This is a genomic window from Micromonospora sp. CA-269861 (assembly GCF_050948505.1).
GTDB lineage: Bacteria > Actinomycetota > Actinomycetes > Mycobacteriales > Micromonosporaceae > Micromonospora.
The window spans coordinates 3,922,912-3,934,937 of the sequence record NZ_CP192014.1 but is presented as its reverse complement, the minus strand read 5'-3'; the positions used below and the strand labels follow the sequence as shown (position 1 = coordinate 3,934,937).

12 protein-coding genes and 1 pseudogene are annotated in these 12,026 nt (G+C 71.4%); 7 read left to right on the top strand and 6 right to left on the bottom strand.

Features of this window, described 5'->3' with window-relative positions:
* Positions 1-132 precede the first annotated feature (132 nt).
* Positions 133-882, top strand: coding sequence for a glyoxalase (locus ACQP0U_RS18190; protein WP_433308563.1), 750 nt, complete (start codon positions 133-135; stop codon positions 880-882).
* A 68-nt stretch (positions 883-950) separates the two neighbouring features.
* On the opposite strand, the gene ACQP0U_RS18185 is transcribed toward ACQP0U_RS18190, so the two are convergent.
* Complete coding sequence (locus tag ACQP0U_RS18185; RefSeq protein ID WP_433308561.1) at positions 951-1,346, bottom strand: hypothetical protein; 396 nt, start codon at positions 1,344-1,346, stop codon at positions 951-953.
* Positions 1,347-1,532: 186 nt separating this feature from the next.
* Here ACQP0U_RS18185 and ACQP0U_RS18180 point away from each other — a divergent pair, with 186 nt between their 5' ends.
* Complete coding sequence (locus tag ACQP0U_RS18180; protein WP_433308559.1) at positions 1,533-2,705, top strand: lactonase family protein; 1,173 nt, start codon at positions 1,533-1,535, stop codon at positions 2,703-2,705.
* Positions 2,706-2,831: 126 nt separating this feature from the next.
* Here the strand turns inward: ACQP0U_RS18180 and ACQP0U_RS18175 are convergent, their stop codons facing one another.
* Positions 2,832-3,134 carry a helix-turn-helix domain-containing protein gene (locus ACQP0U_RS18175; RefSeq protein ID WP_433308557.1) on the bottom strand — a complete coding sequence of 101 codons (303 nt, stop codon included), beginning with the start codon at positions 3,132-3,134 and terminating at the stop codon, positions 2,832-2,834.
* A 65-nt stretch (positions 3,135-3,199) separates the two neighbouring features.
* Here ACQP0U_RS18175 and map point away from each other — a divergent pair, with 65 nt between their 5' ends.
* The 5 genes and pseudogenes from map (at position 3,200) to ACQP0U_RS18150 (ending at position 8,665) form a co-directional block, all read left to right on the top strand.
* Positions 3,200-3,973 (top strand): type I methionyl aminopeptidase, encoded by a 774-nt coding sequence (gene map, locus ACQP0U_RS18170; RefSeq protein WP_433308555.1) that lies wholly within the window; start codon positions 3,200-3,202, stop codon positions 3,971-3,973.
* A gap of 187 nt (positions 3,974-4,160) precedes the next feature.
* Positions 4,161-4,853 (top strand): annotated as a pseudogene (locus ACQP0U_RS18165) (CDP-alcohol phosphatidyltransferase family protein); the annotation flags it as partial.
* 266 nt (positions 4,854-5,119) lie between these two features.
* Positions 5,120-6,778 (top strand): sulfatase-like hydrolase/transferase, encoded by a 1,659-nt coding sequence (locus ACQP0U_RS18160; RefSeq protein WP_433308553.1) that lies wholly within the window; start codon positions 5,120-5,122, stop codon positions 6,776-6,778.
* Between the two features lie 36 nt (positions 6,779-6,814).
* On the top strand, positions 6,815-7,612 hold the full coding sequence (locus ACQP0U_RS18155; RefSeq protein ID WP_433308551.1) for an FkbM family methyltransferase: 798 nt from the start codon (positions 6,815-6,817) through the stop codon (positions 7,610-7,612).
* A gap of 96 nt (positions 7,613-7,708) precedes the next feature.
* On the top strand, positions 7,709-8,665 hold the full coding sequence (locus ACQP0U_RS18150) for a LysR family transcriptional regulator (RefSeq protein WP_433308549.1): 957 nt from the start codon (positions 7,709-7,711) through the stop codon (positions 8,663-8,665).
* Here ACQP0U_RS18150 and ACQP0U_RS18145 read toward each other — a convergent pair.
* The 4 genes from ACQP0U_RS18145 to ACQP0U_RS18130 are packed head-to-tail and all read right to left on the bottom strand — an operon-like array spanning position 8,590 to position 12,024.
* Positions 8,590-9,828 carry a vWA domain-containing protein gene (locus ACQP0U_RS18145; protein ID WP_433308547.1) on the bottom strand — a complete coding sequence of 413 codons (1,239 nt, stop codon included), beginning with the start codon at positions 9,826-9,828 and terminating at the stop codon, positions 8,590-8,592. The two genes, ACQP0U_RS18150 and ACQP0U_RS18145, sit on opposite strands and share 76 nt — an antisense overlap.
* Complete coding sequence (locus tag ACQP0U_RS18140; RefSeq protein WP_433308545.1) at positions 9,825-10,586, bottom strand: SRPBCC domain-containing protein; 762 nt, start codon at positions 10,584-10,586, stop codon at positions 9,825-9,827. The genes ACQP0U_RS18145 and ACQP0U_RS18140 overlap by 4 nt, the downstream gene beginning before the upstream one ends.
* The gene (locus ACQP0U_RS18135) at positions 10,583-11,452 is read right to left on the bottom strand and encodes an AAA family ATPase (RefSeq protein WP_433308543.1); all 870 of its coding nucleotides are present in this window, start codon (positions 11,450-11,452) and stop codon (positions 10,583-10,585) included. The genes ACQP0U_RS18140 and ACQP0U_RS18135 overlap by 4 nt, the downstream gene beginning before the upstream one ends.
* Positions 11,449-12,024, bottom strand: coding sequence for a nucleotidyltransferase family protein (locus tag ACQP0U_RS18130; RefSeq protein WP_433308541.1), 576 nt, complete (start codon positions 12,022-12,024; stop codon positions 11,449-11,451). Before ACQP0U_RS18130 ends, ACQP0U_RS18135 begins: the two co-directional genes overlap by 4 nt.
* Positions 12,025-12,026 lie beyond the last annotated feature (2 nt).

Below are 12,026 nucleotides of genomic sequence, written 5' to 3'. Positions count from 1 at the left end.
CGTCCGACCGCGAGCCCCGGTTGCGGCCGGTGGTCGGAGCCGGCCTCCTCCCCGGGTAGGAGACGAAACCCGTCGAAGCCGCGCGGTGGTGCTGGCACAATGGCCGGCCTGCCGATCGGACGGGGATCGATCATGACGACCAATGCGGACCGTGTCCAACCGAACGAGACCACCGTGCCGCTGCTGCACTGCGCGGCCCCCGAGGAGACCCTGGCGTTCTGGCGGGCGCTCGGGTTCGAGGTGACCTACCAGCAGCTCAAGCCGTACGTGTACTTGGCTTTCACGTGGAGTGGTTTCCACCTGCACTACGGTCCGGCGCCGAGGGACCTGGACCCGACGAGGGAGACGTCCGGCGGCTGTCTGGTGCTGGTCGACGCGGTCGCGCCGTACCACGCGGCGTTCACCGAGGCGATGCGCCGCGCCTACGGCAAGGTGCTGGTCAAGGGCCTGCCCCGAATCACCCGCTACCGTGCCGGCGCGTCGCGGTTCAGCATCGTCGACCCGTCCGGCAACAGCATCGTCTTCGTCGTTCGGGAGGAGCCGGCAGAACTGGAGTACGGCGGGTCGTCAGAGCTGGAGGGTCTGGCCCGGGTGCTCGACAACGCGCGGATCCTGCGCGAGTTCAAGATGGACGACCGGGCCGCCTACCGGGCGCTCGACTCGGGCCTGCGCCGCCGCGCCGAGGACGCGCCGGCCGTCGAGCAGGCGATGGCGCTGGCCGGCCTGGTCGAGCTGGCGACCGCGTTGGACAAGGCCGATCGGGTGCCCGAGTGGGGCGCCCGCCTCCAGGCGCTGGCCCTGACCCCGGAGCAGCGGACGCGGGTGGAGCAGTACGTCGCCGACCCTGCCATCCTCGAACCGTGGTGGCCCGACGCGACCTGACCGTGGTCCTTCCCGCGCCTCGCCGACGATTCGCGCGGTGTCAGCGATGTCGTTGTCGCACGAATTCGTCAGGGCCGCAGCTTGGTCTCATCGTCGAGGACAGCTTCGGCCAGCCGCTCCGGGAACATGCGACGCACGCTCGGGGCGTACGCGCTGCCGTCGCCGGGTTGCGTGACGCGATCGCCGTCCACCCGCACCGGTAGCGAGAGCCCGGAGACGACCCCGTGCCCCGGTGCTGCTTCGCAGTGCGCCCAGGCAAACGACGAGGAGCCGTCCCGCCCGAGCAGTCTGACCTTGCAGGTGCCTGGCCCGCCCAGCAACTCGCCGGGGAGGAGCGTCGCGAGACGCTCCTCCTCGGCCTGCACGTCAGCCGCGTTCCGGTCAGGTAGTGGGTACGGCGGCTCGGAGCAGCCGGTGAGCAGCCCAACGGCCAGGCCGAGCCAGACGACACGTCGGCGAATCACCCGTCGAGGATCCCATCCGGCGGTCCTGACCCGCCATCACTGTGAGGCTGTACGTCTGGTCATTCCACAGAACGGCACGAAATTACCGCTTTAGGGTAAGTGCCACCAACCCTCCTAGCTGCTCCGATAGCTTTCGAAGGAGAGGAAAACTCGTATTCCTCCCTTCGGGTGCATAAGGAGTCAGTGATGAAGCGCAGCGTCGCGTTCGCGGCAGCCCTGCTGGCAGGTCTGACCAGCATCGGGTCGATCCCCGGGACGGCCTTCGCCGATGGCGGTGGCCCCGGATACCACGACGACCGCAAGGGGGGTGATCACCACCACGGCGACGAGGGCGCGGTCTTCGTCCAGACCAACAAGGCCGAGGGCAACACCATCAAGGTGTACGACCGCGACGAGGACGGCCGTCTCTCCAAGGCGGGTGAGTACGAGACCGGCGGGCTGGGCGGCTTCACCATCGGCGCGCCGCTCGACGCGCTGGCCTCACAGGGGTCCCTGACCTACCACCACGGTCTGCTGTTCGCGGTGAACGCCGGCAGCAACACCGTGACGGTCTTCCGCGTCGAGGGCACCAGGCTGCACAAGCTCCAGGTCATCTGGTCCGGCGGTCTGCTGCCGGTCAGCGTCGCGGCCCGTGGTGACCTCGTCTACGTCCTCAACGCCGGCGGCGAGGGCTCGGTGCAGGGCTTCGAGCTGCACAAGGGGCGCCTGTCGCGGATCGAGGACGCCAACCGGTCGCTCGGGCTGCACAACGGCAACCCGCCCGCGTTCGGGACCGCCCCGGCTCAGGTCAAGATCGACCCGGACAGCGAGTTCGTCCTGGTGTCGACGAAGGCCGCCAACGTCATGTTCAGCTACGAGATCGGTCGCCACGGCGAGCTGTCCCGCAACCCCGTCATCAGCGACGCGGGGAACGCCCCGTTCGGCTTCACCTTCGACACCAGGGACTCGCTGCTGGTCACCGAGTCGGGTGCGAACGCGGTCAGCCGGTTCGAGCTGGAGGACGACGGCGCGCTCGACCAGGTCGGGCCGTCGGTGCCCAACGGTCAGCAGGCGCCGTGCTGGATCCAGCGCGTCGGCGACTACTTCTACGTCGCCAACGCCGGTAGCTCCACCATCAGCTCCTACCGGGTCAACGACGACGGCAAGCTCGAACTCGTCAAGGCCGTCGCCGTCGACACCGGCGGCGGCTCGATCGACATGACCACCAGCGACGGCTTCCTGTACGTGCAGAACGCCACCGCCGGCAACGTGCAGGGCTACGAGGTGGACGAGGACGGCTCCCTGAAGCTCGTCACCACCGTGGAGGGCCTGCCGAAGTTCGCCGACGGCATCGGCATGGAGGGCATCGCCGCCTCCTGAGCGCACCACCCGCTGGTCCCGGTCGTTCGTCGATCGGGACCAGCGTCGTCTGGTCGGTCGCCGGCCGACGTCGTCGTCTGGTCGGTCGCCGGTCGACGGGTCGTGCTGCGCCGGCGGCGGTCGAGACTACGAGGCCAGCCGCTCGCGCGTGGTGCGAGCTGGGCGGGGGAGTTCGGCGCCGCCGTCCGACGTGTTGATCTCCGACCAGACGGCGTCGAGGGAGAGGCCGAGAACGTCGGCGATCGCCGCGATCGTCGGAAAGGCGGGGGTGGCGATCCGGCCGGACTCGATCTTTCGAAGGGTCTCCGGTGAGACGCCCGCGTCCAGCGCGGTGAGGAGCATCGAACGCTCTCCGCGGGCTCGCCGCAGGAGAGCGCCGAGGCGCTGTCCGCGTTCGACCTCTGCGGGGGTGAGCGGCAACCTGACCATGCCCCGATTCTAGTACCGGGATAATATGGCCGGGATACTTATTGGTCGCCGAAGGAAGGCGCTGCATGATCGAGATCCTGAGCCCCACCGACGTGCTGCGAGCGAAGGACACCGGCGCTCTGGTCGCCGGCATCCTGCAGACGCTGAAGAGCCGCTGCGTGGTCGGCACCAACCTCCTGGACATCGACAGGTGGGCGCAGGCCATGATCACCGAGGCCGGGGCGCAGTCCTGCTACGTCGACTACGAGCCATCCTTCGGGCGCGGGCCGTTCGGCCACTACATCTGCACGTCGGTGAATGACGCAGTGCTGCACGGGTTGCCGTACGACTACGCGCTCGTCGACGGCGACCTGCTCTCGCTCGACCTCGCCGTCTCCCAGGGCGGCGTCGTCGCGGACTCGGCCATCAGCTTCATCGTGGGCGACGTACGGCACCCGGAGAGCGTCGCGCTGATCGACGCGACCGAACGCGCGTTGCAGGCGGGAATCGCCGCCGCCGGCCCCGGCGTCCGCATCGGCGACATCTCCCACGCGATCGGCTCGGTCCTCAACGCCGCGGGATATTCGGTCAACACCGAGTTCGGCGGCCACGGCGTCGGATCGACGATGCACCAGGACCCGCACGTCTCCAACACCGGGCGTCCCGGTCGCGGATACCGGCTGCGCCCGGGGCTGTTGCTGGCGCTGGAGCCGTGGGTCATGGCGGACACCGCGTCGCTCGTCACCGACGCCGACGGCTGGACCCTCCGAAGCGCGACGGGCTGCCGGACGGCGCACAGCGAGCACACCATCGCCATCACCGACGACGGCGCGGACGTGCTCACCCTGCCGGCATCCTGATTCGCGCGGCACGGTCACCGTCCCTGCGGTCGGCCGGGCGGCGAACTGTGCCCACGGTGGACGAATAACCGGCCGTTCCAGGGGCACGTCCCTCTGTGACACCCGCGGGGTCGCGTTCAGAATGAACCGATCGGTCATATTTTCCGTGATGACGGTCAGGGTCACCCACCAGAGTCACGGAGGCACGATGTCAACGGTTCGAACTGGTCCGGTCATCGGACTGCTCGTGCAGATCGTCCTGCTGGCGGTGCTGGCGGAGACAGTCGGTCTGGGCGCGGCGGGCTGGCTGGCGGGGCTGGCGTACGGTGTGCTCCTGTGCGCCCTGCTCAGTCGGGGGATGTCCCGCTCCGGCGCGCGTGCGCTGAGCCCGGCCGACCGGGTGACCCTGAGCAGGGCGATCCTTGTCGGCGGTGTGACGGCCCTGGCCGCCGACTCGTTCGGCCGGCCGGCGCCGATCACGCTGATGGTCGTCCTCACCAGCGTGGCGTTGGCCCTCGACGCCGTGGACGGGTACACGGCCCGCCGCACCGGGACCACCAGCGAGCTCGGCGCGCGCTTCGACATGGAGATCGACTCCTTCCTGGTCCTGGTGCTCTGCCTGCACGTGGCCCCCTCGGCGGGTGCCTGGGTGCTCGCGATCGGCGCCATGCGGTACGTCTTCGTCGCCGCGAGCTGGGTGCTGGGATGGATGCGCGGATCCCTGCCGCCGCGCTACTGGCGCAAGGTCGTCGCCGCCATCCAGGGCGTGGTGCTGACGGTGGCGATGGGCGACGGGCTGCCCCGGGCACTGACGACAGTGGTGCTGGTGGCGTCACTGGCGCTGCTGGTCGAGTCGTTCGGGCGTGACGTCGCCTGGCTCTGGACGACCCGTCACCTCCGCGACACCGTCATCCACGACGCCCCGACCGCGATGGTCCACGCGGCCAGCCCGGTGAGCCACAGCGCTCCGAGCGCCACAGCGGCGCTGGGCCAGAACAGGACGGATGGGCGGCCCTGGGCGGACCGCTCCACGGTCTCCGTGGCCCGGCGCGGGATCGCCCGCGTCTGAGCCGCCCGGATGCCGCGCACAACAAAGATCATGGAAGGATGCCCGGGTTGTCGCTCTTGACGCGCGTACGTCAGCTGCCGAGCCAGGGACGGAGGGCGATGAGGGACGAAGTCCCGGACGTCACCACCACCGACGGCGGCGAGGCCGAGGGCCGCCCTAAGCGCACCATCGTGGCCCGGCTGGCGACGGTCCTGGCCGCGCTGCTCGTGCTGCTCGTCCTCACCGTGCCGTACGACTTCGGCCGGCTCAGCCCGGCGGGGTTCGTACGGATCCCACTGGAGGCGCTGGTGGTCGTGGCCCTCCTGCTGGCCCTGCCGTCTCGTGGTAGCCGACTGGTCGCGACGCTCGCCGGAGTGGCGCTCGGTCTGCTCGGTCTGCTGAAGCTGCTCGACCTGGGGTTCTCCGCCTCGCTGAGCCGGGCGTTCGACCCGGTGCTCGACTGGGCGCTCCTCGACGAGGGGTTCGCCTTCCTCAGCGAGTCGTACGGTCGGCCCGCCGCCATCGGCGCCGCGATCACCCTGGCGGTGGTGGTCGTGGGTCTGCCCACACTCGTCACGCTGTCGATGCGGCGACTGCGGCGGCTGGTGGTCTGGCACCGCACCGCGACCACCCGGATCGTGGCCGCGCTGGTGGTCGTCTGGGTGGCCTGCGCCGCGTTCAACGTGCGGGTGGTCGAGGGCGTCCCGGTCGCCGACACGTCCGCGACCACCCTGGCCAACGGGCACGGCTTCCAGGTCCGCCTGCGCCTCGACGACCGCGAGACGTTCGGCGCCCTGATCGAGGCCGACAAGTTCGGCGACACCCCGGGTGATCAGCTGCTGACCGCGCTGCGCGGCAAGAACGTGGTCGTCGCCTTCGTGGAGAGCTACGGCCGCGACGCCGTCGAGGACCCGGAGTTCGCGCCGCAGGTCGGTGCGGTCCTCGACAGTGGCGCCGGCGAGCTGAGCGCCGCGGGTTTCGCGGCGCAGAGCGGCTTCCTCACCTCGCCGACCTTCGGTGGCGGTAGTTGGCTCGCGCACGACACCCTGCTCTCCGGCCTCTGGATCGACAACGACCAGCGCCACTACACCCTGCTGGCCAGTGACCGGATGACCCTCAACGGTGCCTTCCGGCGGGCGAGCTGGCAGACCGTGGGCGTGATGCCCGCCGTCACCAAGGCGTGGCCGGAGGGCTCCTTCTTCGGCTACGACCGCTTCTACAACGCCAAAACGCTCGCGTACCGGGGCCCGAAGTTCAGCTTCGGCACCCCGCCCGACCAGTACACACTGGCCAGCTGGCAGCGCCTGGAGCAGGCGAAGCGCGACGGCAACGTGATGACCGAGCTGGCGCTGGTGTCCAGTCACGCGCCCTGGACCCCGGTTCCGCCGCTGCTCGACTGGGCCGACGTCGGCGACGGCGCGGTCTACCGCGGGGCCGGCGCGGGTAGGTCGGACGACAAGCGCCGCAACACCACCCAGATCCGGGCGGACTACCGCAAGTCCATCGAGTACACCCTCGGTACGCTCATCTCCTACGTGCGGACCTACGGAGACGACGACCTGGTCTTCATCTTCCTCGGTGACCACCAGCCCGCCGCTGTCGTCACCGGCGAGAACGCCAGCCGCGACGTCCCGATCTCGATCATCACCCGGGACCGGGCCGTGTTGGACCGGATCTCCGGGTGGGGCTGGCAGGACGGGCTGAAGCCCGGCCCGCAGGCGCCGGTCTGGCGGATGGACGCCTTCCGGGACCGGTTCCTGACCGCCTTCGGACCGTAACCCCGGCCACCTCTCTCACGGACTGGACCCAGACAGATGACGGCTACCACCGCCACCCGGATCGCCGCGCTCCGGACCGATCCGGCCCTGTCCCTGCTGCACCGGTCACTGGACGTCTACTACGGCGACCCCGAACGGGACGCGCGAATGGACGCCTTCTACTCCCGCTTCGTCAGCAGCGGAGACCTCGTCTTCGACATCGGCTCCCACGTGGGCGACCACATCGGCAGCTTCCGTCGCCTCGGCGCCCGGGTCGTCGCCGTCGAACCGCAGCCGCTGTGTCTGCGCGCCCTGCGGGCGATCTACGCCGAGGACGACCAGGTGACCCTTGTCGACGCCGCGTGTGGCGCGCTGCCCGGGCGCACCCGGTTGCACGTCAACTCCGCAAACCCCACGGTGTCGACCGCCTCGCCGGAGTTTGTGCGGGCGGCGAAGGGCGCGGGCGGGTGGGAGAGCGAGGTGTGGGATGCCGACATCGAGGTCCCGGTGGTCACCGTCGACGCGCTGATCGAGACGTACGGCGTGCCGACCTTCGCCAAGATCGACGTTGAGGGCTTCGAGGCCGAGGTGCTGGCCGGCCTGAGCCGCCCACTGCCCGCGCTGTCGTTCGAGTTCACCACCATCGCGCGTCCGGTCGCCTACCGATGCCTCGATCGCCTGACCGCGCTCGGCTTCGACGGCTTCGACGTCGCGTTGGGCGACGACAAGTCGATGACCTTCCAACGCCTGGTATCCGCTACCGACCTGGCGACGTACCTCCACGACCTGCCGCACGCCGCGAACTCCGGCGACGTGTACTGCGTGTCCGGAAACGGGGTGGCCACCACCGACTGATCGGGTGCTGGCGGTGGTGCGGATCCGCGCGGGATGATCGATGTTCGTCTCGACGCCGAGCCGAGCCACGCGATCGGGCGGGGAGAGGTGACGCCGATGACCCCGACGCAGCTGCGCGCGTACGTCGCCGTGGTCCGGTTGGGCTCGGTCAAGCAGGCCGCCGCGGAGCTTCAGGTCTCCGAGCCGGCGGTGTCGCTGCACATCGCCCAGTTGCGCAAGGAGTTCGGCGACAAGCTCTTCGCCCGGACGGCGGCGGGCCTCGCGTTCACCCCGGGTGGGCTGCGGCTGGCCAGTCGCGCGGCGGAGCTGCTGGGCCTGCAGGACCGCACGATGTTGGAGGTGAGCGCCGCGAAGCGGGGCCGACGGTTGCTGCGGGTCGCCGCGTCGAGTCTGTTCGCCGAGTTCGCCGCGCCGGGGCTGATCGAACTCTTCGCGAAGCGGGCCGCCGACCTCGACGTCGAGTTGAGCGTGCGCAACCCCGGAACGTTCGGGTCGCTGCTGTCGACCCGCGCCGCCGACATCGCGATCGGGCCGCAGCCGTCGGTCGTCGACAGCGCCATCGGCTGCCGGCCGGTGATGAACTACCGACTCGTGCTCGCCGTCGGCCCGGAGCACCCACTGGCCGGCCTGGCGGCGTCCCCGGGGCAGCTACGGGAGCAGACCTGGCTGCTCGGGCCGTCGGCCGCCACCGAGTGGGGCGCGGTCCCGGCGCTGCTGCGTCGGCTGGCCGTACCGGACGAGCGCCAGCAGATCTTCCAGAGCCACGCGGCCGCGCTGGGGGAGGCCAAGCGGGGCAGGGGGGTGGCGCCGGCCCTGGCGTTCACCGTCGCGCCCGACGTGCGTCAGGGCCATCTCGGGCAGGTGATGGGGCCGCACGCGACCACCGAGGCGGTGTGGCACGCGCAGGTGCTCGCCACCCCCGACGCGATGTCGGCCGCCGAGGAGCTGTCGCGCTTCTCGTCGACGCCGAGGGCGATTCAGGCGATGATGCGCGGCGCGGGAGTCAGCGTCGGCCACTTCCGGCCGTCGGTGCACGTGACGCTCTGGAGCTGACGGGCGACGACCAGCAGGTCCTGGAAGGTGCCGGCCGGCAGCATCCGATCGCAGTAGGGGAGTGCGGCGGCCATGCCGCCGACCCGGGGGGCGAAGCCGGGCGCTCCGGCGCGGGGATTCAACCAGACGATCCGGTACGCGCGGCGGCTCAGCCGGGCCATCACCGCCGCCAGGTCGGCGGGTGGATCGCTGTCCCAGCCGTCCGACCCGATCACCACCACCGCCCCGCGTACGGCCTCCGCGTGGTGGGAGGTGAGCAGGGCACGCAGGTTCGTGGCGATCCGGGTGCCCCCGTACCTGTCGGTCACGGCGGCACTTGCCTGCGCGACCGCCTCGGCCACCGAGGTGTGCCGGAGCACCACGGTGAGTCGGGTCAGCGTCGTGGCGAACGCGAACACCTCCGCGTCGGCGACCACCGCGAACGCCCGCATCAGCTGCAGGTACGCCGTTGCCTGCGCCCGCATCGACTCGCTGACGTCGCAGAGCAGCACGACCCGGCGGGGCCGCCGTACCGGGCGCGCGCGGACGACCTCGACGGGCTCCCAGCCGGTGCGCCGGGCCCGGGCGATGGTGGCCCGCAACGCGATCCGGGCACCGGCCGGGCCGACGGTGTGCCGACGGGTGCGTCGGCTCGGCCAGTCGGTGACGGCCGCGTGCAGGGCGTCGCCGAGCTGCGTGACCTGTGCCGTGTCGAGTTCGTCGAACGGGCGGTCGGCGAGCCCGGTGTGGGCGCTCGGCCGCCGCTGCGGCAGTCGCAGCGCGGTGTCGTGTTCGGATGTTTCCGCGACCGCCGGCGGCAGGGTCGCCCACGGCAGGCCACCGCCCGATCCCGCGTCGTCGGTGTCGGCCGGCACCCGGACGTACACGTCGTCGTGGCCGTTGGTGGGGGGCGCGGACCGCTGTGACCGGGGCAACGGTGGGGGGTCCGCGAAGACCGCCGCGAAGACCCGGTCGAACGCGGGCAGGTCGGTGTGTCGGCGCACCAGGCTGATCCGAGCGCTCCAGTAGAGCGACGACATCGAGTCGGGCGGGCTGGCGGCGAGCGCCCGGACGAAGTCGTCGACGTCTGTCAGTCCGGCCGGGACGCCGGCTCGGCGCAGCCGGCCGGCGAGCGCCACCGCGAACGCGGCCCGGTCGACACCGCGCAGCACGCCCGTGCTCACCGGCGCGCAACCAACCAGGCGATCACCGCGCCGACCGCGACCAGACCGACGAGCACCGGTACAAGGCGCCTGGTGACCGACCCGCCGGCGATGCTCAGCAGGTCGAGCGCCTCCGGCTCGACGGGCGAGGGTGCGACGGGCGAGGGCGCGACGGCAGCGGTGCTGGGCGTGGGTGCGACGGCAGCGGTGCTGGGCGTGGTCGCGACCGCCGTGGCGGGCGCGGCCGGCATGGGTTCGGCGTTCGGCTGCGGGCTCGACGGCTCGGCGTTCGGCTGCGGGCTCGACGGCTCGGCGTTCGGCTGCGGGGTCGGCGGCTCGGCGGCCAGCTTGGCCTCCAGGTTCGCGACGAACTGGGCCAGCAGCTTGCCCGACACCTCCTTGATCATGCCGCTGCCGAACTGGGCCAGCTTGCCGGAGATCTTCAGATCGGTGTCCACACTGACCACTGTCCGTTCGCCGTCCGGCCGCAGGTGAGCGGTGACCAGCGCGGACGCGGTGCCAGTCGAGCGGGCGTCCCGGCCCTTCGCGTCGATCACCCCGCGCCACGCGGTGTCGTCCTTCTCGACGAACCGGGCGGTGCCCGCGAACTCCGAGACGACCGGACCGACCTTGACCCGCACCCGGCCCTGGTAGACGTCGCCGTCGACGCCTGTCAGTTGGGCTCCGGGCAGGCACGGCGCGAGCCCTTCCAGGTCGGTGAGCACCGCCCAGGCCCGGTCGATCGGGACGGTGACCGCGAACTCGTTGGTGATCTTCATGGCTGACTCTCCTGGTAGGCGCCGAGCGCGGCGGCGACCACGGCGCGGTCGTCGGGGGTCTTGGCGATGGTGCCGACGGTCTGCGCCACGCCGTCGGCGGCCAGGTCGGTGACGCCCAGCACCGACAGGGCGCCCACCCAGTCGATGGTCTCCGCCATCCCCGGCGCCTTCTCCAGCTCCCGGTGGCGTACGCCGCCGATGAACTGCACTGCCGTCTGGATCAGCGGCTCGGTCGCCCCCGGTACGGCCCGGCGGACGATCTCCACGGCGCGGGCCGGCTCGGGGAAGTCGATCCAGTGGTACAGGCAGCGGCGGCGCAGCGCATCGTGCAGTTCCCGGCTGCGGTTCGAGGTGAGCACCACGACGGGTGGGGTGCGGGCGGTGAAGGTGCCGAGTTCGGGGATCGTGATGCCGGCCTCGCCGAGGAACTCGAACAGCAGCGCCTCGAACTCGTCGTCGGCCCGGTCGATCTCGTCGATCAGCAGCACCGGCGGGACCGGCCCACTGTGGCGTACGGCCCGCAGGATCGGGCGTTCCTGGAGGTACTCGGCGCTGAACAGGTCCGCGTCGGTGAGCCGCGTGTGGTGCGCCTCGGCGAGTCGGATCGCCAGCAGTTGCCGCTGGTAGTTCCACTCGTAGAGCGCCTCGCCCGCGGTGAGCCCCTCGTAGCACTGCAACCGGATCAACTGTGTCTCCAGCGCGCGGGCCAGCGCCTTCGCGGCGGCGGTCTTGCCGACCCCCGGCTCACCCTCCAGCAGCAGGGGCCGACCGAGACGCAGGGCCAGGAACAGGGCCATCGCCATGCCGTCGTCGACCAGGTAGTCGACGGCGTCGAGGCGGTGCCGGACAGCCTGGGCGTCCTTCATGCCTCGCCCGCCAGCAGGCGCTCGTAGTCGGCCCGGGTGTCCACGTCGATCGGCACCGGCCCGTCGACTGTCACCTCGGTCACCGGGTGCCGCCCGGAGTGCAGGAGCTTCCAGACGGCCTTGTCGCCGTGCAGGTCGTACAACTCGGGCAGGACTTCACGGCCGAAGCGGAAGGGATGGCCCAGGCCGTCCGCGTACCGGCAGACGGCCAACGGGGTGGCCGCCGCGGCGACCCGGCGGACGTCCGCGGCGCGGACGCCGGGCTGGTCGCCGAGGAGCAGCACGAGCGCGTCGGCGCGCGGATCCACCGCGCGGGCGGCGGTGCGCACCGACGACCCGCAGCCGGTGCTGAACGCCGGGTTCTGCACGACCTGGCACCCGGTCAGGTCCACCCGGTCGCGGATGCCGTCCGCCGCACCGCCCACTGTGACGAGCAGTTGGTCGAAGCCGCACGAGCGGGCCAGGTCGAGGGTGGCGTCGAGCAGCGTCCGCCCCCGGTACGGGAGCAGTTGCTTGGCCTCGCCGAGTCGCGCCGACGCGCCGGCGGCGAGCACCACACCGGTCAGGAACACCT

Bases quoted from the DNA above. Each gene is read 5' to 3' on its own strand.
- ACQP0U_RS18175 (WP_433308557.1), bottom strand. From the start codon at position 3,134: ATGGTCAGGTTGCCGCTCACCCCCGCAGAGGTCGAACGCGGACAGCGC.
- ACQP0U_RS18140 (WP_433308545.1), bottom strand. From the start codon at position 10,586: ATGAAGATCACCAACGAGTTCGCGGTCACCGTCCCGATCGACCGGGCC.
- ACQP0U_RS18150 (WP_433308549.1), top strand. From the start codon at position 7,709: ATGACCCCGACGCAGCTGCGCGCGTACGTCGCCGTGGTCCGGTTGGGC.
- map (WP_433308555.1), top strand. From the start codon at position 3,200: ATGATCGAGATCCTGAGCCCCACCGACGTGCTGCGAGCGAAGGACACC.
- ACQP0U_RS18190 (WP_433308563.1), top strand. From the start codon at position 133: ATGACGACCAATGCGGACCGTGTCCAACCGAACGAGACCACCGTGCCG.
- ACQP0U_RS18135 (WP_433308543.1), bottom strand. From the start codon at position 11,452: ATGAAGGACGCCCAGGCTGTCCGGCACCGCCTCGACGCCGTCGACTAC.
- ACQP0U_RS18180 (WP_433308559.1), top strand. From the start codon at position 1,533: ATGAAGCGCAGCGTCGCGTTCGCGGCAGCCCTGCTGGCAGGTCTGACC.
- ACQP0U_RS18155 (WP_433308551.1), top strand. From the start codon at position 6,815: ATGACGGCTACCACCGCCACCCGGATCGCCGCGCTCCGGACCGATCCG.
- ACQP0U_RS18160 (WP_433308553.1), top strand. From the start codon at position 5,120: ATGAGGGACGAAGTCCCGGACGTCACCACCACCGACGGCGGCGAGGCC.